The sequence below is a fragment of the Clostridium thermobutyricum DSM 4928 genome, assembly GCF_002050515.1.
Classification (GTDB): domain Bacteria; phylum Bacillota; class Clostridia; order Clostridiales; family Clostridiaceae; genus Clostridium; species Clostridium thermobutyricum.
This window is the reverse complement of sequence record NZ_LTAY01000031.1, coordinates 16181-38601: the sequence shown is the minus strand read 5'-3', so window position 1 is coordinate 38601 and position 22421 is coordinate 16181. Positions and strand designations below refer to the sequence as shown.

Sequence of the window (22421 nt, the reverse complement as noted above, 5' to 3'; positions counted from 1 at the left end):
ATAGTTATTTTCTAAAACTTTTATAAAATTGTTAGGTCTTATGAACCAATCAAATGTAATCTCAAAGTCTTTAACTCTTCCCATTAAAAAACTACTTTCTTTAATATTATTTATGGCTTGTACTATTTCATCTTCTGAATATTGCTTAACTCTTGCTTTTAACATACTGTATCTTTTAGTTCCTGCTTTAATAGTTTTTAATTTAGATGTTAATCCTAATGAGTTCCAACTTTCTATTACTCGTTCTACAAATGTAGAACATAATATATCTTTAGATATATTATTAATATCTATTTCTTTTTCTTTATCTTCTTCTTTATCTCTTTCTATATCTAGAGCGTTACTTTGCGTTACTGTAACGTTACTTGTAACGTTACTTTCTAATCGCTTCTGTTTCTCTCTATATTTAGCAACTCTCTTTTTAGTCTGTTCTCTTATTTTATCTAAACCTTCTGCATTCTGATGTTCGTCAAAACTTGGTATTAATAATATATGCTCTTCTAATTGGATCATATTTAGGTTACTTAAACTCATTAATGCTAAATTTACAGTATTAACTTCAAAATCAAACTCTGCTGCTAACATTTCAGGAGAATAAGGAATATTTTCTGTTAAAAAAATATATCCATTAGAATTGCATTTACCAGCCTTTGCTAAAAGCATTACCCAAAATAACACAATATTATTTCCTTCTGGAAGTGTTCTAAGATACTTTATTTTGGCATTATCGAACATATCTGTATTTAATCTAATCCATTTAACTCCTGCCATAATTCACTCCTAAAAAGGTGCATTTTTTTCATTTGCAACATCTTCACATAATTTCTCTAATTCTTTTAAACTTAACCATACAATACTATCTGTTTGCCTTAACCTTATTCTTAATCCTTCTACATCATTTACAATTATCCATTTTGTAGGTGTATATTCACTAACATTTGTGTTGAGTAATTCAGGTATATTAGTTACTAATACTGAAGAACATTCCCAATCATCAATATATAAACTTCTCTCTATTTCTCCTCTTGAGTTGTATTTATAAAATACACATTCATATTCGCTCTTATAGATTTTATCTTCTTCTATATCAATTAATTTCATATTACTTATCTCCCATTTGTAATAATATTTCTTTTAAAATATCACCTAATATTACCTCTTTATCTTTATCTACAGCTTTAGAAACCTTATCAACTAAACTTTTAATAATCATTGCACTTTCTATATATAAATCTTTTATTGTTCCATTAACTTCAACATTTACCCCACAATTTTCATCATCAACTATTTTACTTTCTACTTTAATCATCTTGTTCTTTCCTCCTATATTCTTCTTTAACTTTCTCTACTGCTTGTCTTATCGTTAAACCACTTTCAACAAGCATTGTTGCTTTTTCTAAGTAATAATTCATGTTCATTTGCTTTACTTCTTTCTTAATTATTTTAAAAATTTATTTGTTTTATAATATTTATGTTTTTGAAATACCTTAAATTTCGAAGATAACTAAAATTAAAATTTAAAGATTATAAAATAAATAATATTTTTAAATAACTTCCTCAATAAAAGCAAAAACACTATTATATTTACAAACAGGAATTTCTTCCCATTTTGTTACTTTAAATTCTGAAAATATTTTATTCTTTGCAATACTATATTCAGTAGATTTTCCTGATATATTTTTGTTATATTTTCTTGATAGAACTTCTTTTAAACGATTAACTAAAGTAACTGTATTTTTAGTTCTTAATCCTACTAGTTCTTTTATTTCATCAATCTGCCTATCTTTAGCTTGAATACTATCCTTTACATACTCTTGAATACCTATTGTCATTTTTTGAAGTCCTTGTACCGCTTGTCCTATTATCGCCATTTGTTCTGTTGCTACTGCAAATTGTTCTAATGCAAATGTTTGATTATTTAATTGATTATTCTCTCTTGCTTCATCTAAACTTACTAAAAAGTTTTTAAACTTCATTGCTCTTTCACTATGACACTCAACTGCTAATCTCTTAGCTAACCAACTTGAAATGTAAATTGTATTTCTATCATCTGTATTTTCTATTTCTTCTAAGATGTAATTTATTTCTTCTTGGATTTCTTGTGAGGCATTTGCCTCGCATAATTTTTTTAATTTATCTCTTACACCATTTCTAGCATTCCAATTCACTCTAATTGTTCCTCTACTATTATCTTTTATTACTAAACCGCAACACTTAGCAACATGTACTAAATTAATAAGTGTTTTTCCTGCATCAGTTTTTACCTTTACTTCGTTCCCTTCGAATAATTTAATTTCATTCATTTTTATTACCTCCGTTTTTCTTTAACTCTTTAACGTACTCTTTAAAGTCTTTATCGCTAAAAACTTTATGAGTGTTAATGTTGACTAGTTTTGTCATTCTATTAGTCCTCCTTAATTTGTTTTTTGAGCTGTGCTCTTTTTCAACTCTTGAACTGTTAAACATGAGCTAATAGCACCTTTAATCAAATTAAAGTCTTGTGGATTTTCAAGTCTTTGTAAATCGGGAATAAGTTCTAAAATTTCTTGCGCATTTTGAATTTCCATTTTATCCATCTCCTTTTCTTTTGTTCTTGCAAGACAATTATAACAATATTTTTTGTTTTTAAAATACATTTTAGTTATTTTTACACTTTTTTAACATTTAAAATTGTCTTGATAAGACAACATTAAAATTATATAATATTTAAAGAAAGGGGATTTACTTATGAATGAAAGAATTAAAGAAGTAAGATTGAAGGAAGGATTATCTCAAGAAAAATTTGCTATAAAGTTAGGAGTATCTAGGTCAGTAATAGCTAATATAGAATATAACAAAGTTGAAGCCAAAGAATACTTAATAAACTTAATTGAATCAACTTTTAATGTGAGTAAAGATTGGTTATTAAATGGAACTGGTAATATGTATGAAGCTACTAAAAGCGAGAGAGAAGTTGCTGAACTGATGTATGAGCTAAGTAAAGAAAATTCTAAGCTATATGAAATAGTTAAAGGGCTTACTCAATTAGAACCTGAATACTTTGAGTGTATAAAAACTTTAATAGAAGGATTACCAAAAAAAGAGAGCTAAATGCTCTCTTTTTCTTTTATAACTAATAAATAATTATAGATCATACTTATCCAATATGGATTTTCTATACTATTAATCATTCCTATTATTTCTTTTTTCATTTCTTCTTTTGTATCTGACATTTTTAATTCCCCCTAACTAATAGGTATTTGTTAATTAGATTGTAAGAACTATTGTTCTATCTTTCAAGTCGAAGGAATTATAAAAAACTAGACAACCCTTTATTAAGAAAATCTCATTTTTAATAATTTAATATACTGTATTTTTTTATTTTAGTATACAAAAATACTTTTTACTAAAATTTTCATATTTTTATTACTAATATTACTATAAAAACAAAAAAAGCTACTTGGTTATAAAGTAGCTTCTTTTTGAGAATAGTGTTACATTTATTAATTATATAAATAAATGTATTTATATAGGGATACTTATATTTTATCACTAATTACATTATTTTCAAAATACTATCATTGAATATTTTCTATTTAATAATTTAATTTTATTTCAAAACAAAAAGAGCTATCGTATTGAAAGTAGCTCTTTTTTATTAATAATGAATTCATAAAAAGTATATAGATGAGATTATAATTTTAGTTTAAGCCATATATAAAATTTTCAGGAGTTACATATTGGCATAGTAACTCCTTTAAAAATAAAATATGGAAAACGTTAAAAAACTATTTTGATAAGGTATTATTGTTTAATTCACCTATATTATATAATAAATAAAAATGTTTTCAAACACATTTGTGTTTAATTTAAATAAATGTTTAAAAAATTAGCACTTATTACAAAACAAAATTAAAGTATTTTATAAGTTTTAATATAGTAAAAAAAAGAGTTATTTTATATTTAATAACTCTTTTTTTTACTGTGATAATAATGATCTGCAAAGAAATGTTTATATAAGATTTATATCTAAACAATAATTATTATAATATTGCTCAAATATTTGTTCAAACACATTTGTTTATTATTTTCACAAAAGTTAACCGGTTTTGTTTATTTGTCTGTGAAGTTAATTGAAAACATTTTCGCAATCTTTAGTAAAAAACCATAATTAAACTATTGTTTAACATATTTGTTATAACCTAAATTATAATATTAATAATTTTATTTTAGCACTAATTTAAACACAAAAAGAGCTACCTTATGGAAAATAGCTCTTTTTTGAGTTAACAAATTAAAAAAATGCGTCAGATGAGATTAAATTTTTAGTTTTTGCCATATATAAAATTTTTAGGAGTTACATATCGGCATAGCAACTCCTTTTAAAATTTTAAAAATATGGAAAACATTAAAAATTAGTTTGAGTCGGGATTGTTTATCTTAATCCACTTATATTATATAATAAATCAAAACGCTTTCAAACACATTTGTGTTTAATTTAAACAAATGTTTAAAATTTAGTGTTTATTAAGCTATAAAATTAAAGTATTTTATAAGTTTTAATATAATAAAAAAGGAGCTATTATATATGGTATAGCTCCTTTTTTATTAAAATCATAACGATTTGCAAAGAATTATTCATGCAAAAATTTATATTAAATTCAAATTTATTATAGTATTAATTAAATAATTTTTCAACTATATTTGTTTAACATTATAACAAAAATTAACAAATTTTAATTATTTTATATAAATTTAGCTGAAAACATTTTTACATTTTTAGCAAATATTCATACCTTAAACTGTTTTTCTAATATGTTTTTAATCATAATAAAATATAAAAGGAGTCACCTTACAAATAGGTAACTCCTTTCGATAGTAAAAAATTACAAAACATTTAAAAATTACTTTGCTTGTTCCTTAACATGTTTAAATTATAATATACACTAACTCATTTTAAAAACACTTTTGTTTAATATTTTCACAAAAGTAAAATATCTTTTATTATTTATTTAAAAATATATATAAATACATTTCATAATTTAAATAAATATTTATAATCTAAACTGTTTTTCTCATATTTTTATTATCGATTTTAGTGTAATGTAAAAAGGAGCTACCTTATATAAAAGCAACTCCTTTTTGTTAACAACAAAATCAAAAAAACACTTTAAAAAAAATATCTACATCAAAATATATTATAATATTAAACACCTTATTTTAAAAATAGTCATGTTTAAAGTTTTCATAATAGTAACCTAATTTCTATTATTAAATGTAATTCTTTTAAAAATTATAGCTAATATTTTAATAGCACTTTATTGTTTAAACTACTATATTTAAAAATTTTTCAAAGTACATTCCTGTTACGCTTAAAGTACATTCCTGTTACGCTCTAACTTCTAATAAATGAGAGTATTACTAGGTTTATAAGAATAAGCATAGTAAAAACACAATAATAAATACTATACCTAATATGAAAATTAATCCAATAATCCCGCATATTATATCCTCACCAAAATTTTTTTTATTAGATTTACCTTCAACTAAATCTTTAGCTGAAACTGTAGTTTTATTATAAACTTTATTGTAGGCAGCTTTTTTAGGGTCATTCACCCACCCCATTCCTTTCTTACCGTACATAGGATTAACTGCTCTTTTTACACTTCTAGTTGCTCTTCCTGTAGTTCTAGCACTAATAGATTTTTTTATACTTGGTTTTCTTACACCCATTTTCATTTGTTTATCCCCCTTAAATTTATTTAAAATTAATTCTAAGCAATTTTATTATTAAATAATGCAATTATGTGTCTATATAGAAAATCTTTCTATACAAGCCCTATTTGGGCTCATATAGCATTATTTATTATTAACATAGTATCTAAAGAATTAAATTATTAAAATCATCTTCTATTGCATCATTATAATCCTCTAATTGTTTTTCTCTAGTTTTTCTAAATAAAGTAACATCATTATTTGAACTTACTTGTTTATTAATTTTATGTGATTTAGAAATTTTTAAAGAATCTCTAGTAATTTCCCCATTCTTAATAGACTTAGCTATAAAGTAACTAAATCCGTCTATATCATCACAATCACTATTTAATACATATTCTTCTAACAGATCAATCTGTTCTTGATTTAATTTTAATTTTTTAATATTAGTCTTAGTTATATTTTTTAAATCTAAATTTATTTTTATTTTATTGCTACTACTATTTTTAGATTCAATTTTTTTAATATCGTTATTTTCAGATTTTTCTATAGTAGTAGTATTATTATTGTTATTTTTAGAGTTGTTATTTTTAGAGTTGTTATTATTTGTGTCCTCGTTTTGAGTATCCTCGTTTTGAGTATCCTCGTTTTGAGGACACACGTCAACGTTAGTATTTTCAAGGGTTTCAACGTTATTTGATTTTTTCAAATGACGTTGTTTAACGTTTTTATCAACATCGTTGATTTTATCAATTTTAGTTTTAGATGTTTCTTTTTTTATTTTTTCTAATCTATATTTATCTTTTTGTTCTGCAATTTTATCATAATCGGTTAGTAGAACATAAAGACATGTATCTAAATATTCTCTATTTGAATTTTTATATTTAAATCTTCCTTGCTCTACTCTAATTAGTCCAAGTTCAAGTAAAGATTCTCTATGTTTATAAAATCTTGTCTTACTCATTCCAAGTTCATGTAGCATTAATTTTACACTTGGAAATGCTTCGTTAGTTTTACCAGCTAAACAACTTAAATAGTTATAAATTGTTTTGGCTTCAGGACTTAAGCCAACCATTCTATTTATATATTGATATGTTAATCCATATCCTTGGTCTGCTATCCCTTCTATTTTAACTTCTGTTCTTATTCTTTCTCTTTCCATAATAATATCCCCCTTGATATAAGAACATTAATCAGTTCTAACAAGGAGGATTCCTATTGACATTAACTATAATTTAATTTACTATATAGTTAATAATCCCACTTGTTGAAAGTGGAACAATATAAAACTCTTTATTAGATGCAACCTGTTATTACTCGACGTCGGCAAACTTTGAGTATGGCAGGTTTTTTCGTGTTCTTATATATTTTTTTAATTTAAAATTATTTCTTTTATCATAACATAATTTTTATTAATTTGTCTATTAATTGGTAAATATGTTATAGCTCTTAGATTTCATCTAAGAGCTTTTTTATATTAGTTTTAAAATGTGTGTATTAATAAACATATTATACACATAATATACTCATAAGTCAAACTTTTGTCGAATTACATTTTATTTTGGTGTGTATTTTATACACATAATATATTGACAGAATACACAAAATGCAGTAAACTAAGTTTGTGATAAAAATAAATCAATTTGGAGGCAAGAAAATGAAATTAGGAATAGATGTAGGTTATAGCCACACTAAAGTATTTGGAGAAGGAATTGAATTTTCATTTAAATCAACTATTGAAGAAGGTTCTTTAGATATAGGGAATTCATTAGTAGTAGAATTTGAAGGGAAAACATACACAATCGGAGAAGAAAATGGACTTTATGCAAATGAAATTAATAAAATGCACTCAATAAATTTCAAAGTCTGTTTATATACTGCTATTGCTAAAGCTATGAAAAATAAAACTACAGAAGATATACAATTAGTTACTGGCTTACCAGCTCAATATTATCAGGCTCAAAAAGAAGAATTAATAAAAGAATTACAGGGAAAAAAGATAACAATAACACTAAATGATAGCCCTAAAAGATTCAATATCACAGATGTTATTATATTCCCTCAATCAGCAGGAGTATTATTATTAAATCCTGAAAAACTTGTAGGTGATGTATGTATTGTTGATATTGGAGGTTTTACAGTAGATTTAAGTTATTTTAATGGAAAGAAATTAAGAAAATTACACACACTAGAATTAGGAATGAATATATTAGCAAATACACTAGTACAAAAAATAAAAGCAAAATATGAAGTTAGTTATGATGTCCTAAAAGTTGATGATATTTTAGATACTAAAGAAATTATAAAAGATGGGAATATTATTAATATAGAAGAATTAATAGATGAAGTATTACAAGCTCATGCAAATTTAATTGATAATAGATTAAAGGGTATTCCAGAATTTAATATGAGTAAAAGAATATATGTTGGTGGCGGCTCACTAAGATTAGCTAAATTTATTAATAGCGAAATTGATGAAGATACAATTTTTACAAATGCAAAAGCTTATTACAAAATAGGATGTGAAAAATTTGAAGGTTAGAAAAAATATTAGTTTAGAAGAATCTATTTATTTAAAAGGAAAAGAAAAAGCTGATAAGATGTTTGGAGGAAACTTTTCAGTTTACTTAACAAATCTTATTGCTAGAGATTGTTCGGATATTGAAGTTAAGAATGAACTAGCAGTAACGGTAGAATCTGTAGAATCTAAAGAAAAAAATACTGAAAGTAAATTAGGTGAAGAAGAAAGAAATTCTATAGACAATATATTAAATATGTAAAAATAAAAAAAGCAGCAACTCTAAGAGTTACCACTTATACTCGCAATATTAGTATAACTCTTTTAGGGTTGCTCTGTAAAGGAGCAAATGAAAAATGAATATTGAAATGTATAAAGAACTTTTAGAACAACTAAAAGATGATGGAATAAAGATAGAAAAATTAAGAATTTTAGATATAAAACATTCTATTGAATTATATAAAATGTTTAAAAATTAAACTTGAACACTATAAATGTTTATAAATATATTATTAAACAGGTTTAAAAATTAAAACTTAAACACTAAAGTTGTTCAAAAATGATAAATAAACATTAGGGGGCTATATGATTATTGATAAAGAAGAATATGAGAATTTATTAAAAGAGCTTGAAACTTATAAATGCGTTGTACAAGCTCTGCAATTTGAGAATGATAAAATTATTAAAGAAAATAAAGAACTTAAAGAAAAGTTAAATAAAAAATATAATGCTGGACGAAAAAAGAAATTATCTGATATGGAAATAGAAAGTATAAGAATGTATAGAATACAGGGCATTAGTATGCGGGAATTAGCTAAAATGTTTAACTGTTCACCAGCTACAATTTGCCATATAGTGAAAGAAAATGAGAAGCTAGAAAAATAATTCTAGCTTTTTTATTTATTTTTACGAAAGTATTTACTTACGTAATTACGTATGATATAATAAAACCAAGATAAGCAAGGAGGTAATTAAATCATGGATATAATGAAAGAAGCTCATAAATTAACAAGGGAGATTAAAAAAGAATTTCCAAATGTAGACTATAGGTTTCAACTAGGTTTATGTATTAGTTACCTTCATAGAAATAAGGAGGCTATAAAAATGGTAGAATTAAAAGGAACTGAAAAGCAAGTTAAATGGGGAAATAGCATTAGAGAAAAGTTATTAAATAAGTGTGATAATGAAGAAATTAAAAGCTGGTTAAATTCAATTATGTTCGCTGAAATTTTTATCGATTTAAGGGACTTAAGACCAATAGTCAATAAATCAGATAATGAAAGAAAAAATGAAGAATTAAAAAAATATATAATAACTTTAATTAAAGAAGCTATTAAAAGTTTTATAAATAAAAAAGTGAAAAGAAATAATGTAAATGAACTATTCCCAGTTAAGAAAGAAGCCTTTTTTGTATTTGATATAAATGTTAATTATACATTTGAAGAATATAAAGAAGTTATGGAAATGGTTTATAATAGAATTTAAAAGGAGAATTACAATGAAATTAGAAGGAAAAATAAGTGTTAAAACAAATAGTAAAGGTTACAAGTCATATTCAATCAACTTGCCTAACGCTATTGTAAAGAATTTTAACTTAGATGAAGAAAATACAGAAGTTGAAATTGAATTAATAGAAGATTCTATTATTATTAAAAAGAAAGTAGATGAAGAAATTCAAGATATATATTATGATATGGGCTTTAAAGTTGGTTCAAAACTTGAATTTAATCAAGTTAATAAGTTTATAGCATTAGCGAAAAATTCTTCAGTTGCTGGAAAATTAAAAAAAGATATATTAATGAAATTAGTTGAATTATGTGTATCAGTTCAAGAGCCTATTCCTGATAAGATAGAAGATTATTTATTGTTTATTAAATGGGAAATGGGTCTATTGAATGGTTGTTTGAATAATAAAAAATAAAAGGGCTTAATAGCTCTTTTTTTATTGCATAAAAAAAATACCAGCTAATTAAAGCTGGTATAGATTGAATTTAAAATATCGATTGATTAAATAGATTACTATTCGATTATATCATTAAAATTTGCCTTTATCTAGCCCATATAATGCCTTCCAAGTATTTTTACCTACAATTCCATCTTGTACAAGGTTAAAGCAATTCTGAAGCGTTTTAATGGCTTTTACAGTAGTGTCCCCAAAATCACCATCAGCACCATATGGATTTAAATTATATCCCCTATTAATTAATCTTCTTTGAATTAGCCTAGTTAAATTTCCACTTGCTCCTGGATAAATAGTTATACAAGCATTTAAAGTTGATTCACCGAAATATCCATCAACTTTTAACCCAGCCTTACATTGTCTATTTAATTCTTCTTGTAGAGCTTTAACTTCATCACCTTGAATAGAAATTTCCCATAATGCTTTAACATGAAGATTAACTACAGGCTTTATTTCTCCTAAATCTGTATAACAATAATTCATATCTACTGAATCTGTGTTTATTCCTGGAACTCTTCCACTTTCAGAATACTGCCAAATCATACAATCACGATTTTTATTTTGATTATAATAAGCGTACCATAATGGGTATTGAGTTAATTCATTATTATAAAATTTATTTAATATAAAATCTTGATTAGAATAATTACCTGGTTTATATCCTAGTTCTTTTATTCTTTCACAAAATGTTTTAACCATATCAGTAGCTAATCTTTGATTTACAGTAACTCCACATTTATTAGCGTAATTAACACTATCATATTCAAAATCAAAGAATATAGGTAAATCTATTTTATAATTTTTAATAGCTTGTACTGCAAAATTAGCTTCATTTCTTGCCATATCACAATTATAAGCATAGCTAAACCAATAAATCCCTACTGCTATACCTAATCTATTACATTCAGTAATATTTCTTATGAATTGTTTATCTATATTATTATTGCCATAACCTGCCCTTAAAATAGCAAAATCTATATTCCCTTTAACTTGTTCCCAGTTAATAACTCCTTGATGTTCTGATACATCTATTCCTTTTAACATTTATATTCCTCCCTTATTGTTGTTCTGTTGGTAAAACTGATTTAACTTGATTTAATTTAGCTTTTAATTCTGAATTTTCTTGAACTAACTGATTATTTTTATTTTGAATATCTACTAATTGAGTTTTAAAGCTATCCTCATTAAGAAGTTTTTTACCTTGATTTATTTCTCCTGCAATTGTTTGTCTTAAATCTTGAACTTGCTCTTTAGTAAGATATGGTATTTTTTCTAAAAGTAATTTATCAAAATCATCTGCTTTTGATTTAATTAGATTCTCAACTTTATCTGTAATTCTATATTTTTCATCAACCATATTCCATACTTCTTTAGCTGTTTGCAACTCTTGTTGATGTTCATTTAATTTTAAAGTTTGTTCAACTTCTTGTTTTTTCTTTTCTATAAGCTGTATTATTACATTTCCTATTGCTTTTATTGTTACGCTTAAAATTGCAACTACTGCTGCAATTGCAATTGTTCCGATTTGATTAACTAATATATCTCCTATATTCATTTAATTACCTTCTTTCTATTTATTCTCTATTTCATCAATTCTTTTATGTGCTGACTTTGTGCTTTCCTCAACTTTTATTAAACGTTCTTTTAGTTCTGCATTTTCTTTTGCTCTAGTTCTCAAATCTACTTTTATATCATCTAAATTTCTACTTATATAATCCAATTTAGTTGATAGTATAGTTTGTTCTTTAGTTTCCTGTGATTCTTGGTTAACACTATCTTTTTTCCATTTTGATAAAATTCCCCATATTGATAAGACTGTAGCAACAAAACCAACTAAAACTGTTATATCTATCTTCATAAAATTTCTCTCTTTCTATAAATTAAGGCAATAAAAAAAGAATCTTTTTAGATTCTCAAATTATTGCCTATTTTTATTATTGTGTAACTTGTTGTGGTTGTACTGGTGTAACTGGTTGAGTTACTGGTGTAGTTTGTTGTGGTTGAATTTGTGGTGTTGCTGGTGCTGGTGTAGTTTCTTTTACTTCAAAATCTACTCCACTAATTTCTTTAAACTGTTCTTCTGTTATTTCTCCATATGGATTAGAAGTTGTTTTAACAGCTTGTCTTAAAGTGTTAATGTCGATAGCCTTCATATCATATACCATTTTCCAAAAATTAAAATTGTCATTGTTCATATTAATTACCTGCCTTTACTAAATTTTCTTTGTTTTTTAATTCCATTAATTCTAATTTATTATTTGCAATTTGTTTAGATAAGTTGTTTATAATCATATCTTTTTGCATACTATTTATTTTATTTAGTGCTATTTGATTAGCTAAATCACTAATCATTTTATCTTTTTGCATATTATTAATCTTGCTCATTGCTAATTGCTGCATTATATCACTTGTTGATACAAAATTAACTTTATTTGTTGATGTATCAGGAATATAATTCATTCCTGTTATCTCTTGAAATTCATCTGAAGTTAATTCCCCATTTACCCCAGTCATTTGTGCTAAAGTGTAAATATCAACTTGCTTTCTTTCAAAAGCTGTTTTCCAAAATAAAAAATTTTTACTGTGCAATTTAAATCACTCCTTTTAACTTAAAAATCTCATAGCGTCCCCAATTTTCATTAAAGTAAAAATGGTATCTCCATTGTCATTCCCTGTAATCCAAAAGTCTTGTCCTCGTGGTAGCCAAACTCTAACATTTTGATTACATAGTCCTTGTCTTCTGAAAACTATATGAGCGAGTTGGTCACCTGAAGCTACATAGAAATATACCTTTTCTCCATCTTTTAATGCTGAATGGTCTATGCTAGTTATATCTGCAACGTGTTGACCATCAAGGTAATAAGCTTTGTTAGCCTGTAGGGTTAATGATGTTGCTCCTGAAATGTATTCCATTTGTATATTCTTATTTACCCAGTTATATAGGTCATTGATTGATGAACTGTTACTTGCTATTTGTTTAGTATTGTTGTTTATATCATTTCTGCAAGATTCTATTTGCTTAGAATTAGTATTTACGGATTCACAATATGGAGTTGATACTATCCCTTCTTCCAATTTTATTTTTTTATTAGAATTAGGGTATTTGTCATTAATTCCACCACCCCAAAAGACAAAATATAAATCTTCATTATCTGGAATTAGAGAATTAGTTTCAAAAGTATATATCCCCCTTATATTTTCCCAATCTAATATAGTCTGTAATGGCTTTGTTTCATTCTTAGTATAATCATCTGATGTTCTATACACATTCAAACAAGCCCCATCATATTTAATATTCCCCATATTTAATGTATACATTGTGTTGGGCTTTAGTCTAGTTGGAAAAGCTATTCTATCAGCAGTTAAAATACAATTGCTTGAACTTATTAAATTTACGCCATTTCCAACCTCATTTCGCCAATCTAAAGGGTTTGGACTCCAATCCGTAGCCATAGTTCCTTTCTCTAATTTAACCCCATCTATAGCTAACCACGCAAAAGCTGTACACCTAAAACCAAATCTTACTTCTATATTTTTTATATCTGTTGGTGTGGTGAATGTTTTTACATACTTAAACCAGTTTTCTCCATGACTTGCTAAATCAACATCCATATATACTACTTCTTGTGTTCCATCATTTTTATTGAAATACAAGAAACAACTTGAACTTATATCTCCTGCAGCATGTAAGCTCATATAGTTAAATGATATTGTATAGGTTGTATCAGGTTGAATTATTTTATCATTTGTTTTAAAAAGTGATGTGTAGGTATCACCAAAACTATCACCTGCACTTTGAAGCCCTATTAATTTTTCATTATAAATAGACGTTTGTCTTTGAAATGTTTTGTCAACGATAAGTTGAATGTTTGGGGTATTATTAAACATTTGAATCGGATTAGCTAAATCTGTATTATCTAATAAGTTAGTTCCACCAATTTGATTAGCTTTAACATCAACTATTGCTGAATTTATTTTATTAATTGAATCATCTACTTGTTGAAATGCTTTTTCTATTGAAGTATATTCGTTACTTGTTTCTATAGAATTATTACTCATTAAGTCTTTAGTAACATCAATTTGAAGAATATTAGAACTTAATACTCCGTTATCAGATGTATATATTTTTAATTGATATTCTGTTATTCCAGCAACTAAAAAAGGCCTTGTTAATCCTAATTCTACAAGACCTTTTGTGCTATCTATAATATTTAAATCGTTAAATACTTCTGTTCCTTTTGAAGTTTTCCCATATACTCTTACAGTTAATCCAGTTAAATCTAAAGGTTGATTATTTGCAAGTAATTGAAAATTAATAAAACGTGTTTTCATATCATTTTCAACAGCTTTTATACTTGTAATTTCATTCTTATCAATATTAATTGTTTTATTTACTATATATTTCATTTAATCACTCTCCTTTCAAATTATAAATTTACAAGTCTATCTCCTACATAAACATTCCCGTATAGATGTATTCCATCATCTTTTATTGTTATTGCACTCTGCTTATTTTTACCCATTGTAACTTTATCTTTCATACAATGAACAAAGTATTCACCTATTGAAATTTCAGCTCTTTCGCTATTAACATATACCCATCCTGATTTATCATCATTTGATAATTGAGCTCTGTACAATAAATTCCAACCAAAATTTGTTTCTTCTCTTACTTGGATTGGTTTATCAAAACTATTACCAGCTATATTAAATTTATCAAATTCAATATATGATGTATATTCATTGTTGTTAGGATAGGCTATACTAACAATACTATTTTTACTATTTGCTAACTGAATAAGGGCTATATCTTTATTTTCTATCCTTGTCATAGATGCCAAGCTACCTATAAATTTCCCATCATGATACCAATCATATAAGTCAAATGAGTTATTTGAAATATTTATTGCTTTTTTCCCATTATTATAAAATTTTGCTCCCCCACTTTGACTTAAATCAATTTTAAAGCTCCCATCTGAATTTTGAATTAAAACAGTTGATAATATACCAGTTTGGATTAAACTTGCATTTAGTTTACCATCAATAGTAAATCCATAAGTATAAGGGCCTTTATATCCGTTTTGGCTGAATCCAATTCCATTTTTATTAGCTATTACAACATTTTTAGCTAAATTAATATCTTGATTATCCATGAATAAAGCTTCATTTTCTTTATATACAGCATAACTATTTTTTATACTTGCTCTCATCATTGAATCTATATATTCACTTAAACTAGAATTATTATTTTTATATAAAATATTTTTAATATCTGATATTACTTGTGAATCAGATTTTATATTATCAACTGGATTATTAGATAAAGTTAATTCTATTATTTTCCCTGTTAAATAATCAATTTTCTTCTCTGTTACTCTAGTATTTATTGTAATTGATAAGCTATCTATTATAACTGATACTGTATCTCCTATATCTACTTTTTCTAAGTAAGCATAATTTTTATATTCTTCTGTTAAAGCTAATTGAACAAAATTTATATTATAAGTTGCTTTTATTTCGTCAATATGATTTTTAGAAAATTCTTCTTTTATTCTTCTATTAAGTTCTATTTGAGCTTCCTCTAAAGTCGCAAATCCTTCGTCATCTGCATCACTTTCAGTTCTTACCTTAACGTCGCTATACTCAATTACTTTAGTAAATGCACGAGAATAATTATTCTTCAATGGGCTTTCTATATAATCTCCATGAATACCGTTATATCCTTTTCCTTTTGCAATAGTAACTAAATTATCTTCGTTTGTATTAGCTGTGAAGCCTGTAAGGTTTTTACCTTCTCTTATTACTATACCTCTATCATTACCTACTCTTTGATTTATATATAAGTTGTATTGATGTCTGTATACTTCCCCACCCCATCTACTTAAAAATGATTGGTCGCAATCGTGAATAGCTTTAAACATATTCATATCTTGATAATATGCAGTATTTATAGTTTGAATATCAGAATTAACGAATATTTCTTTTTTAAATCCAAAGCTATTAGATGAATCTAATAAAGTCTGTAACGCCACAAGCCCTGACGTTTGAGTTGGTCTTACATCATCTAGCCATAAAGATTGAGTTTCAGTTATTGTAATTTGAAAGCCTATAATTTCTGTAATCATTAATCCTGGATTATAAGTTGTTATTTGAAATATTTCATCTTCGCCATTTTCATCAGTTACTTTTAAAATATGTCCTTTTTCAATTGTTGGTATTTCTTTATGATTAATAAAACTAGCTTCAATTCTAAAGTTTCCAGCTAGGTCTATAAATCCTTCTGCTTTTGTACAATAATTATCTAAAACAAACCCATTAGTAGTTAGGACTATATCTCTTGGTGTTCCTGGTGGAAATATAGCAATTCTTATAATATTATTCAATTTGTTCACCTCTTTTTTATTTATAAAGTGCTAAATATTCTGCTTCTATTTTAGAAACATTTTCAAAACTTAAAATATTTTTACCTGGAGTTACATAAAAATAATTACCTATTGTTTCTAAATCTTTTGATTCATTTTCATTATCCCTTATCTGTTTTAATTCAGAATCAATAGTTATATAATCACTTACATTAGAAACTCTCATAGTATTGTTATTTAATGTTATAGAAACATCACCAGTCCCAAATACTTTTAAATTCAATGGGGCTTCTTGTGTTCCCAAATAATAAAAAACAAAGTTATTATTAGTTATATTAAACTTTGTCTTTTCTATATCAGTTAAAAAAGGCTCACATAGAAAAGATATTTTAAATTCACCTTCTCCATAATAAGCCTGTCTTTTAATATTATCTTTTATAACTTTTTTTACTCTGTAACACTTATCTACTCTATCATAAATAAGCCTATTATCATTGATATTATCTAACCATGAATTTATTGAATCGAATCTCTGATGAAAATTATCTGTTTTCAAAAGAACTAATTCAAAAGGAATTGTTTTATCGTTATAAGTTCCTTTATTTACAATTAAAGAACCGCTTTTACCTTCGACATTATAGGTTTCATAGTTCTCGTTTGTAGTAGGTATATCAGGATAACTTTGAACTCCTACAAAAAAATCTTCTAAAGAATCACATCCATTGAATCTAAGTGTATTTAAATCTAAATCCATTTTATTACCTCCTACATAAGAAATGGATTTAAACTTTTATTCACGTTATCCATTTCATCTTTATATTTAGCTAAACATCTTCCAACTTGTCTACCATCTAAATAAATTCCTAACTGATTTATAGCTTTTGTTACTTCTTCTGAAACTACTTTTCTAATCATAGGTTCAGGTAAAACATACTCTCTTTGACTGCCTTGTCCTTTAAATTTATCACCTACAACTGTATTATTACCAAGTAATGTAGGTTCATCAAAAACAGCTCCAGTATATAAATAACTCATTTTAGGAATATTTACACCAAAGTGTTTTCCTCCAATTCCAGGTATAAAGCTTGGGACAGTAAAACTTATGCTATTAAGCCCGTCTATAGCCATATTTATTAATCCTATAACTGCGTTTAAAGGTGCTTTTATAACAGCTCCTAATCCTGACATTATTCCACCAAATAAACGAACTACTCCATGCCATGCTTTACTCCAATTTCCAGTAAATACTCCAGTTATAAAGTCAATAAGTCCACCAAATATATTTTTTATAGAACTAAATATATTTGATAAATTGTGCATAAAAGCATTTATTATATTACCGAAAATACCAAAACTTTTAGTCCAATCAGTAGCAAAAATTCCACTTAAAAAATTAGAGAAATTATTAAATATATTAGTTATTTTAGACCATACTGCATTTACACCGTTTCTAAACCAATCACATTTTTTATATAATGTTACAAAAACTGCTGCCAATCCGAGTAATAAAGTGATTACTAATATTATTGGATTAGTTTCCATAACTAAATTTAAAGCTTTCTGTGCTAATGTCATTGCTTTAGTTGCTCCTGTAACTGCTAATTGTGCTGCTTTATAGGCTAGTAATTTAGCTTTTTGTGCTACCCAAATAGCCGCATTTTTTAATGCTACTCCTGTGTTTTTTAATATCGCAAGTGTAAACTTACCAAAACTTTTAATGCAAGATAAAATAGCTTTTCCAAACTTTAAAAGTCCTCGTCCTGTAGCTTGGATTAGTTTTAATGTAAATTTACCTAATGATTTAATACATGAAACAATAGCCTTACCAAATTTTAATAAGCCTTTTCCAACAGCTTTAATTAATTTTAATGTGAATTTACCTACGGCTTTAGTAGCTTTAATTAATCCTTTACCAAACTTACCTAATAAATTAGTTCCGTTTTTAGTAGCTACTGCAAAGTTTTTTATTGCTCCAACACCTTTTTTAATGTTTCCTGGAAAGTCTTTTATAAATTTAGTTGTTCTTTTTACTCCCTTCCCAAAATTTGAAATTCCTTTAGTAACTGGACCAATAGCAGCCGCAAATCCTCCTAGGCCTAATATTAAGTGTTGTTGACCTTCTGACATACCAGCAAATTTTTGAATTAATTTATTAGCATCATTAATAAATGGTGTGAAAATAGGCAATAAATTTGTACCTATTGTACCTCCTAAAGCTTTTACAGATTCTTTAAATATTCTTCCAGCATTTGCAGCTTGGTCGCTTGTTCTTGCAAAATCCCCTTGAGCATCTTTAGTTTGAGCCATGATGTATTTATATCTTAGTTGGACTTGCTCTGCTTGTGTTAATTGTAATGTTCCACCATTCATAGCTTTTTTTAATTTATCTTGTGCTGAAGCTAAATTTACACTTGCTTCTTTAGTTTCAAGTGAATTTTTACCATACTTTTTCATGGTTTCATTAAGTTTCTTTTGAGCTTTTTCAACTCCTATAGCTGCTTTTTGTGCTTCAATACTATTACCACTTGCTTTTTTAAATCCTGTAGCTAATGCAAAGGCTTGTAGGTTTGTTTGTGTCATAACATAACCTAAACCTTTAAGTGATTCAGTTTCACCAGTATAAACTCCTGTTAATGCTTGACTAGCACGTTCTATACTTATGTTTTTAAATGATGCTAAATCTGCTGCAAGTTGAGTTAAATTCATTGAATAATCCATAGTTTGCTGAGAATTTAATCCCATAGCTGAACCCATATCTCCGAATTTTGCTGCCATTTCTAAAGCTGAACTTTTACACATACCCATTTTTTGAAGTGATGTATCAGCCCATTTTTCTACTGTTGCTGCATTGCCTTTAAAAACTACATCAGCTTTATTTATATTTTCATTTAAATCTGATGCCAATTTAAATGAAGCAGCTGCAACACCAGCTAAAGGTAGTGTAACTCTTTTTGTCATTTTGTCCCCAAAACCGGATAGTTTTTCACCAAATTTTTTAGTTTTAGTAGTTGATTTTTCTATTTCAGTAGTTGATTGCTTAGATTTTTTCTCGATAGTATTAAATGCAATTACTGCTTGATTAACATCTATCGTGATAGAACCACTAGCCTTATAAACTTCGCTCATTCAAACACTCCTTTCTAAATTAAGCTTTTTAACAACCTATTATGTTCTGATTTTATTTTCTTAAGCTTTAATTCTTTTTCTTTTTTATTTTTTTCGGCTTCAAAAGGATTATTATTTTTAATATGATTAATAAAATCTTTAAAGCTTATATAATCATTTCCTAAAGCTGAATAAATTGAATTTTCAAAAGTATGTTGAATGAAATATCTATCATTTAAAAATTGAGATATTATATTAAGAATTATTGGTGAACCTTTATCAATATCTAAAGATAATATATTAAAATAAGCATTATATTTAATTAGAATTGCAATTAAATTGCACCCAACTTCTTCAAGTTGAGTGCTTACATAAAAATGTTAATTACTTCTTTTAAATCTTGACATTCTAATAATTCTTTTATCATTTTAATAGTTTCATTTAAACTTTGATTTTTTATTATTTCAATATCTGTATTAAAAAGACTAGCTAAAGTTTTGTATATTAAATCTTTATTCCCATAAAATCTTTCTATAATTGCTGTATAAATTAAATCGAACCCATATTCTTGTATATAATTTGAAAGCTCTAATTTTGTATTATTTAGCTCATTTCCTTGTTTTATTAAATCTTTAGTTAGATTTTCTTTTAAAAACATTTCTTGTTCTTCAGTACTTAAGCTATCATATTCAGATTTAGTCATTTTTTTCTCTATTAGTTTTAAAACATTTTCGTGATATTGATTTTCTTTAATTTGTACTGCTATTTTTTTATTCCTTACTATTTCATCACCTATAACAACATCTTTAACTTTTTCTTTTAGCCCTAATTTATTGATTACATTTATTATTTCTAATCCTTTTTCAGTATTAATTTTTAATTCCATAATATCCTCCTAAATTAATAAGATAGCCCAATAGAGCTATCTTTTTTATTGTGTTTGTACTTGTGCTTGTTGCATCTCTGTAAATGAACCATAAATAGCAACAGGATTTACTTTTTCACTTTCATATGCTGAATCAAATTCAAATTTTACTGCTGCATCAGATTTACCTACTAAATCCATTGTAATTCCAGCATTATTATAAGTATTTTTCACATGAACTATTATTGGGTTACCTGAAATATTTTTACCTACAATAAGTAAATCTTTGTAATTAGATTCATCTATCAAACCTTGTACAGTTTCATAATGAACTTTTTCTGAATCTTTAACTTGTTTAAATAAAGATGCTTCTAAAAGTTTTTCGTTAAAATCTAATAATTCACCTGTTATTTTTACTTCCCATTCGTCGATAGTTTGCCACCCTTTGACTTTTTGTGCCGCATTTTTTATTTGTCTAATTTTAGGTTTAATTGAAACTGATACTTTATCTTGTGTTACTCCTAGTAATTTATCTGCTAAAGTTTTTATAAAAGTATCATCAGCACTTATACTAGAAAAGTTTCCGTAATATAGAAAACCTTCATTAACTACAATATCATGCTCTTTTGCACTTCCTATATCCATAAAATCACTCCTTTTAATATGCTCTTATTGTATATAATAAAACAACATTATATTTATCATTGTCATATATGCTCTGTAACCATACATTTTCTCTAAATACTCTTGCTTCTTTATTAGAAAAAATATAATTATTTATAGTTTCATCTATATTTATTGCTTTATTATTTATTGCCATTTTATTTTCAGTTGGGCCAGTTACAATTATTTTAAGTCCTATATCATTACAATATAATTTATCTTGTATGGATTCTCCAATTTCAATTTGAATAGCAAGTTTATTTTCTTTAAAATTAAAATTTTCATCTATCCTATCAAAACTTTCAGGAATTAATTTAGCTATTTCACTTTGAATAAGATTTAAATTCATTCACTAGCCCTCCTTATATATTTATTTAAAATTAAATTTATTTTAGCTTCATTTGCTTTCATAGTAGTTCTTATATAGCTTTTATTTAATAATTCTACTTTTCTTGCATATATCAAACTTGAACCTACTTCTACTTTTATATGTTTAATATTTTTATCAATTTCTCCTGTTATACTTCTTTTCAAAGTACCAGTTAAAACAGGAGTGTTACTTTGAATATCAGCAATACTCATTATTTTAATTTCTTGTGCTGCGATATTAATATTATTAATTAATCTATTTCTAAATTCATCAAATCTGTTTTCAACTCTGAACATTTATATCACTCTCTAAAATTGCATAATAATTTGAAATTCCCCAAGCATATTTTTTTTCTATTTCATATGAAATATTGTTAATAACGATTAAATCACCTACATTTATATTTTCATTACAAAAAATTTGAATATTAGATTTAACTTCATTACCCCAAATATATTTAATTGATTGCTCTGTTATTGGTTGCATATTGCATTTATACCAAACATCTTTTACATAAGAATTAATAACTTGATTTATTTCATTTTTAGAACTTTTAATCTTAGTAGTCCAATACTGATTTTTTAATAATCTATCTGAAACTAACAAAATACCACGCCCCCTTTTAAAATAGGGGCTGGTAATAATGCCTTAACTGTATTTATTAAATCTTGAATAGTTCTGTTTCTATAAGTAACTTGTTCTTGTCCAAGCTTTTCTATACTAATAGCCGAGTTTATAGAATAATATTCTTCTAAACTTTTACTTAATATAGTTATTGCACTATTAAAGTTTTCTTGAATATATTCTTTTGTGTAAATGGCTGGATTATTTAGATAATAATATATTGCATCAATAGCAACACTTGTCATATCCATTTATAAAAA

Annotated in this window: 30 protein-coding genes; 7 read left to right on the top strand and 23 right to left on the bottom strand. The window is 25.9% G+C overall.

Annotated features, from left to right (window positions below; all coding sequences use genetic code 11):
* The 5 genes from CLTHE_RS06025 to CLTHE_RS16510 form a co-directional block, all read right to left on the bottom strand.
* Positions 1 to 771: phage replisome organizer N-terminal domain-containing protein (locus CLTHE_RS06025; RefSeq protein WP_080022454.1), on the bottom strand; the 771-nt coding region annotated here is incomplete at its 3' end.
* Positions 772 to 780: 9 nt separating this feature from the next.
* Entirely contained in the window at positions 781 to 1101 is a 321-nt protein-coding gene (locus tag CLTHE_RS06020; RefSeq protein WP_080022453.1) for a hypothetical protein, read from the bottom strand.
* Between the two features lies 1 nt (position 1102).
* The gene (locus CLTHE_RS06015) at positions 1103 to 1309 is read right to left on the bottom strand and encodes a hypothetical protein (protein WP_080022452.1); all 207 of its coding nucleotides are present in this window, start codon (positions 1307 to 1309) and stop codon (positions 1103 to 1105) included.
* A 235-nt stretch (positions 1310 to 1544) separates the two neighbouring features.
* The gene (locus CLTHE_RS06010; protein ID WP_080022451.1) at positions 1545 to 2303 is read right to left on the bottom strand and encodes a hypothetical protein; all 759 of its coding nucleotides are present in this window, start codon (positions 2301 to 2303) and stop codon (positions 1545 to 1547) included.
* Between the two features lie 111 nt (positions 2304 to 2414).
* Positions 2415 to 2636, bottom strand: coding sequence for a hypothetical protein (locus CLTHE_RS16510; RefSeq protein ID WP_143324035.1), 222 nt, complete (start codon positions 2634 to 2636; stop codon positions 2415 to 2417).
* A 91-nt stretch (positions 2637 to 2727) separates the two neighbouring features.
* Here CLTHE_RS16510 and CLTHE_RS06005 point away from each other — a divergent pair, with 91 nt between their 5' ends.
* Positions 2728 to 3090 carry a helix-turn-helix domain-containing protein gene (locus tag CLTHE_RS06005; protein ID WP_080022450.1) on the top strand — a complete coding sequence of 121 codons (363 nt, stop codon included), beginning with the start codon at positions 2728 to 2730 and terminating at the stop codon, positions 3088 to 3090.
* Here the strand turns inward: CLTHE_RS06005 and CLTHE_RS17115 are convergent.
* From CLTHE_RS17115 to CLTHE_RS05995, 3 genes are all read right to left on the bottom strand, one after another.
* Entirely contained in the window at positions 3087 to 3212 is a 126-nt protein-coding gene (locus tag CLTHE_RS17115) for a hypothetical protein (RefSeq protein WP_278320288.1), read from the bottom strand. The genes CLTHE_RS06005 and CLTHE_RS17115 overlap by 4 nt on opposite strands.
* 2194 nt (positions 3213 to 5406) lie before the next feature.
* Positions 5407 to 5718 (bottom strand): hypothetical protein, encoded by a 312-nt coding sequence (locus tag CLTHE_RS17185; protein WP_080022449.1) that lies wholly within the window; start codon positions 5716 to 5718, stop codon positions 5407 to 5409.
* Between the two features lie 142 nt (positions 5719 to 5860).
* Entirely contained in the window at positions 5861 to 6856 is a 996-nt protein-coding gene (locus CLTHE_RS05995; RefSeq protein WP_080022448.1) for a helix-turn-helix domain-containing protein, read from the bottom strand.
* Between the two features lie 495 nt (positions 6857 to 7351).
* Between CLTHE_RS05995 and CLTHE_RS05990 the strand changes: the two genes are divergently transcribed.
* The 6 genes from CLTHE_RS05990 to CLTHE_RS05970 all read left to right on the top strand — a co-directional run bounded on the left by CLTHE_RS05990 (position 7352) and on the right by CLTHE_RS05970 (position 10133).
* Positions 7352 to 8236, top strand: coding sequence for a ParM/StbA family protein (locus CLTHE_RS05990; protein ID WP_080022447.1), 885 nt, complete (start codon positions 7352 to 7354; stop codon positions 8234 to 8236).
* Entirely contained in the window at positions 8226 to 8474 is a 249-nt protein-coding gene (locus tag CLTHE_RS05985; RefSeq protein ID WP_080022446.1) for a hypothetical protein, read from the top strand. The genes CLTHE_RS05990 and CLTHE_RS05985 overlap by 11 nt, the downstream gene beginning before the upstream one ends.
* A 94-nt stretch (positions 8475 to 8568) precedes the next feature.
* Positions 8569 to 8691 carry a hypothetical protein gene (locus CLTHE_RS17110; RefSeq protein WP_278320287.1) on the top strand — a complete coding sequence of 41 codons (123 nt, stop codon included), beginning with the start codon at positions 8569 to 8571 and terminating at the stop codon, positions 8689 to 8691.
* Between the two features lie 106 nt (positions 8692 to 8797).
* On the top strand, positions 8798 to 9097 hold the full coding sequence (locus CLTHE_RS05980; RefSeq protein WP_080022445.1) for a helix-turn-helix domain-containing protein: 300 nt from the start codon (positions 8798 to 8800) through the stop codon (positions 9095 to 9097).
* 93 nt (positions 9098 to 9190) lie between these two features.
* A complete protein-coding gene (locus CLTHE_RS05975; protein ID WP_080022444.1) occupies positions 9191 to 9697 on the top strand; it encodes a hypothetical protein in 507 nt (168 codons plus the stop codon).
* A 13-nt stretch (positions 9698 to 9710) separates the two neighbouring features.
* Positions 9711 to 10133, top strand: a complete 423-nt coding sequence (locus CLTHE_RS05970; RefSeq protein ID WP_080022443.1) for an AbrB/MazE/SpoVT family DNA-binding domain-containing protein — start codon at positions 9711 to 9713, stop codon at positions 10131 to 10133.
* A 114-nt stretch (positions 10134 to 10247) separates the two neighbouring features.
* Here the strand turns inward: CLTHE_RS05970 and CLTHE_RS05965 are convergent, their stop codons facing one another.
* The 15 genes from CLTHE_RS05965 to CLTHE_RS05895 all read right to left on the bottom strand — a co-directional run bounded on the left by CLTHE_RS05965 (position 10248) and on the right by CLTHE_RS05895 (position 22412).
* Complete coding sequence (locus tag CLTHE_RS05965; RefSeq protein ID WP_080022442.1) at positions 10248 to 11216, bottom strand: GH25 family lysozyme; 969 nt, start codon at positions 11214 to 11216, stop codon at positions 10248 to 10250.
* A 13-nt stretch (positions 11217 to 11229) separates the two neighbouring features.
* A complete protein-coding gene (locus CLTHE_RS05960) occupies positions 11230 to 11727 on the bottom strand; it encodes a cobalt ABC transporter permease (protein ID WP_080022441.1) in 498 nt (165 codons plus the stop codon).
* A 15-nt stretch (positions 11728 to 11742) separates the two neighbouring features.
* Positions 11743 to 12030 (bottom strand): hypothetical protein, encoded by a 288-nt coding sequence (locus tag CLTHE_RS05955; RefSeq protein ID WP_080022440.1) that lies wholly within the window; start codon positions 12028 to 12030, stop codon positions 11743 to 11745.
* Positions 12031 to 12106: 76 nt separating this feature from the next.
* Complete coding sequence (locus CLTHE_RS17025; RefSeq protein ID WP_080022439.1) at positions 12107 to 12367, bottom strand: hypothetical protein; 261 nt, start codon at positions 12365 to 12367, stop codon at positions 12107 to 12109.
* Between the two features lies 1 nt (position 12368).
* Positions 12369 to 12761, bottom strand: coding sequence for a hypothetical protein (locus tag CLTHE_RS05945; protein WP_080022438.1), 393 nt, complete (start codon positions 12759 to 12761; stop codon positions 12369 to 12371).
* A gap of 15 nt (positions 12762 to 12776) precedes the next feature.
* The gene (locus CLTHE_RS05940) at positions 12777 to 14579 is read right to left on the bottom strand and encodes a BppU family phage baseplate upper protein (RefSeq protein WP_080022437.1); all 1803 of its coding nucleotides are present in this window, start codon (positions 14577 to 14579) and stop codon (positions 12777 to 12779) included.
* Positions 14580 to 14599: 20 nt separating this feature from the next.
* Positions 14600 to 16555: a phage tail spike protein gene (locus CLTHE_RS05935; protein WP_158082670.1), complete on the bottom strand. Its 1956-nt coding sequence runs from the start codon at positions 16553 to 16555 to the stop codon at positions 14600 to 14602.
* A gap of 16 nt (positions 16556 to 16571) precedes the next feature.
* Positions 16572 to 17288 (bottom strand): distal tail protein Dit, encoded by a 717-nt coding sequence (locus CLTHE_RS05930; RefSeq protein WP_080022435.1) that lies wholly within the window; start codon positions 17286 to 17288, stop codon positions 16572 to 16574.
* An 11-nt stretch (positions 17289 to 17299) separates the two neighbouring features.
* Positions 17300 to 19660: a phage tail tape measure protein gene (locus tag CLTHE_RS05925; RefSeq protein WP_080022434.1), complete on the bottom strand. Its 2361-nt coding sequence runs from the start codon at positions 19658 to 19660 to the stop codon at positions 17300 to 17302.
* Positions 19661 to 20006: 346 nt separating this feature from the next.
* Positions 20007 to 20525, bottom strand: a complete 519-nt coding sequence (locus CLTHE_RS05920) for a hypothetical protein (RefSeq protein ID WP_080022433.1) — start codon at positions 20523 to 20525, stop codon at positions 20007 to 20009.
* A 45-nt stretch (positions 20526 to 20570) separates the two neighbouring features.
* Positions 20571 to 21149 (bottom strand): hypothetical protein, encoded by a 579-nt coding sequence (locus CLTHE_RS05915; RefSeq protein ID WP_080022432.1) that lies wholly within the window; start codon positions 21147 to 21149, stop codon positions 20571 to 20573.
* A gap of 13 nt (positions 21150 to 21162) precedes the next feature.
* Positions 21163 to 21516 carry a hypothetical protein gene (locus tag CLTHE_RS05910; protein WP_080022431.1) on the bottom strand — a complete coding sequence of 118 codons (354 nt, stop codon included), beginning with the start codon at positions 21514 to 21516 and terminating at the stop codon, positions 21163 to 21165.
* The gene (locus CLTHE_RS05905; RefSeq protein ID WP_080022430.1) at positions 21513 to 21833 is read right to left on the bottom strand and encodes a phage virion morphogenesis protein; all 321 of its coding nucleotides are present in this window, start codon (positions 21831 to 21833) and stop codon (positions 21513 to 21515) included. The genes CLTHE_RS05910 and CLTHE_RS05905 overlap by 4 nt, the downstream gene beginning before the upstream one ends.
* Positions 21820 to 22143: a hypothetical protein gene (locus CLTHE_RS05900; protein WP_080022429.1), complete on the bottom strand. Its 324-nt coding sequence runs from the start codon at positions 22141 to 22143 to the stop codon at positions 21820 to 21822. The genes CLTHE_RS05905 and CLTHE_RS05900 overlap by 14 nt, the downstream gene beginning before the upstream one ends.
* A complete protein-coding gene (locus CLTHE_RS05895; RefSeq protein WP_080022428.1) occupies positions 22137 to 22412 on the bottom strand; it encodes a hypothetical protein in 276 nt (91 codons plus the stop codon). The genes CLTHE_RS05900 and CLTHE_RS05895 overlap by 7 nt, the downstream gene beginning before the upstream one ends.
* Positions 22413 to 22421 lie beyond the last annotated feature (9 nt).

Excerpts from the sequence above, each read along its gene's own strand:
- CLTHE_RS06020 (WP_080022453.1), bottom strand. The coding sequence starts at position 1,101 with ATGAAATTAATTGATATAGAAGAAGATAAAATCTATAAGAGCGAATAT.
- CLTHE_RS06015 (WP_080022452.1), bottom strand. The coding sequence starts at position 1,309 with ATGATTAAAGTAGAAAGTAAAATAGTTGATGATGAAAATTGTGGGGTA.
- CLTHE_RS06010 (WP_080022451.1), bottom strand. The coding sequence starts at position 2,303 with ATGAATGAAATTAAATTATTCGAAGGGAACGAAGTAAAGGTAAAAACT.
- CLTHE_RS16510 (WP_143324035.1), bottom strand. The coding sequence starts at position 2,636 with ATGTATTTTAAAAACAAAAAATATTGTTATAATTGTCTTGCAAGAACA.
- CLTHE_RS06005 (WP_080022450.1), top strand. The coding sequence starts at position 2,728 with ATGAATGAAAGAATTAAAGAAGTAAGATTGAAGGAAGGATTATCTCAA.
- CLTHE_RS17115 (WP_278320288.1), bottom strand. The coding sequence starts at position 3,212 with ATGTCAGATACAAAAGAAGAAATGAAAAAAGAAATAATAGGAATGATT.
- CLTHE_RS17185 (WP_080022449.1), bottom strand. The coding sequence starts at position 5,718 with ATGAAAATGGGTGTAAGAAAACCAAGTATAAAAAAATCTATTAGTGCT.
- CLTHE_RS05995 (WP_080022448.1), bottom strand. The coding sequence starts at position 6,856 with ATGGAAAGAGAAAGAATAAGAACAGAAGTTAAAATAGAAGGGATAGCA.
- CLTHE_RS05990 (WP_080022447.1), top strand. The coding sequence starts at position 7,352 with ATGAAATTAGGAATAGATGTAGGTTATAGCCACACTAAAGTATTTGGA.
- CLTHE_RS17110 (WP_278320287.1), top strand. The coding sequence starts at position 8,569 with ATGAATATTGAAATGTATAAAGAACTTTTAGAACAACTAAAAGATGAT.
- CLTHE_RS05980 (WP_080022445.1), top strand. The coding sequence starts at position 8,798 with ATGATTATTGATAAAGAAGAATATGAGAATTTATTAAAAGAGCTTGAA.
- CLTHE_RS05975 (WP_080022444.1), top strand. The coding sequence starts at position 9,191 with ATGGATATAATGAAAGAAGCTCATAAATTAACAAGGGAGATTAAAAAA.
- CLTHE_RS05970 (WP_080022443.1), top strand. The coding sequence starts at position 9,711 with ATGAAATTAGAAGGAAAAATAAGTGTTAAAACAAATAGTAAAGGTTAC.
- CLTHE_RS05965 (WP_080022442.1), bottom strand. The coding sequence starts at position 11,216 with ATGTTAAAAGGAATAGATGTATCAGAACATCAAGGAGTTATTAACTGG.
- CLTHE_RS05960 (WP_080022441.1), bottom strand. The coding sequence starts at position 11,727 with ATGAATATAGGAGATATATTAGTTAATCAAATCGGAACAATTGCAATT.
- CLTHE_RS05955 (WP_080022440.1), bottom strand. The coding sequence starts at position 12,030 with ATGAAGATAGATATAACAGTTTTAGTTGGTTTTGTTGCTACAGTCTTA.
- CLTHE_RS17025 (WP_080022439.1), bottom strand. The coding sequence starts at position 12,367 with ATGAACAATGACAATTTTAATTTTTGGAAAATGGTATATGATATGAAG.
- CLTHE_RS05940 (WP_080022437.1), bottom strand. The coding sequence starts at position 14,579 with ATGAAATATATAGTAAATAAAACAATTAATATTGATAAGAATGAAATT.
- CLTHE_RS05930 (WP_080022435.1), bottom strand. The coding sequence starts at position 17,288 with ATGGATTTAGATTTAAATACACTTAGATTCAATGGATGTGATTCTTTA.
- CLTHE_RS05925 (WP_080022434.1), bottom strand. The coding sequence starts at position 19,660 with ATGAGCGAAGTTTATAAGGCTAGTGGTTCTATCACGATAGATGTTAAT.
- CLTHE_RS05920 (WP_080022433.1), bottom strand. The coding sequence starts at position 20,525 with ATGGAATTAAAAATTAATACTGAAAAAGGATTAGAAATAATAAATGTA.
- CLTHE_RS05915 (WP_080022432.1), bottom strand. The coding sequence starts at position 21,149 with ATGGATATAGGAAGTGCAAAAGAGCATGATATTGTAGTTAATGAAGGT.
- CLTHE_RS05910 (WP_080022431.1), bottom strand. The coding sequence starts at position 21,516 with ATGAATTTAAATCTTATTCAAAGTGAAATAGCTAAATTAATTCCTGAA.
- CLTHE_RS05905 (WP_080022430.1), bottom strand. The coding sequence starts at position 21,833 with ATGTTCAGAGTTGAAAACAGATTTGATGAATTTAGAAATAGATTAATT.
- CLTHE_RS05895 (WP_080022428.1), bottom strand. The coding sequence starts at position 22,412 with ATGGATATGACAAGTGTTGCTATTGATGCAATATATTATTATCTAAAT.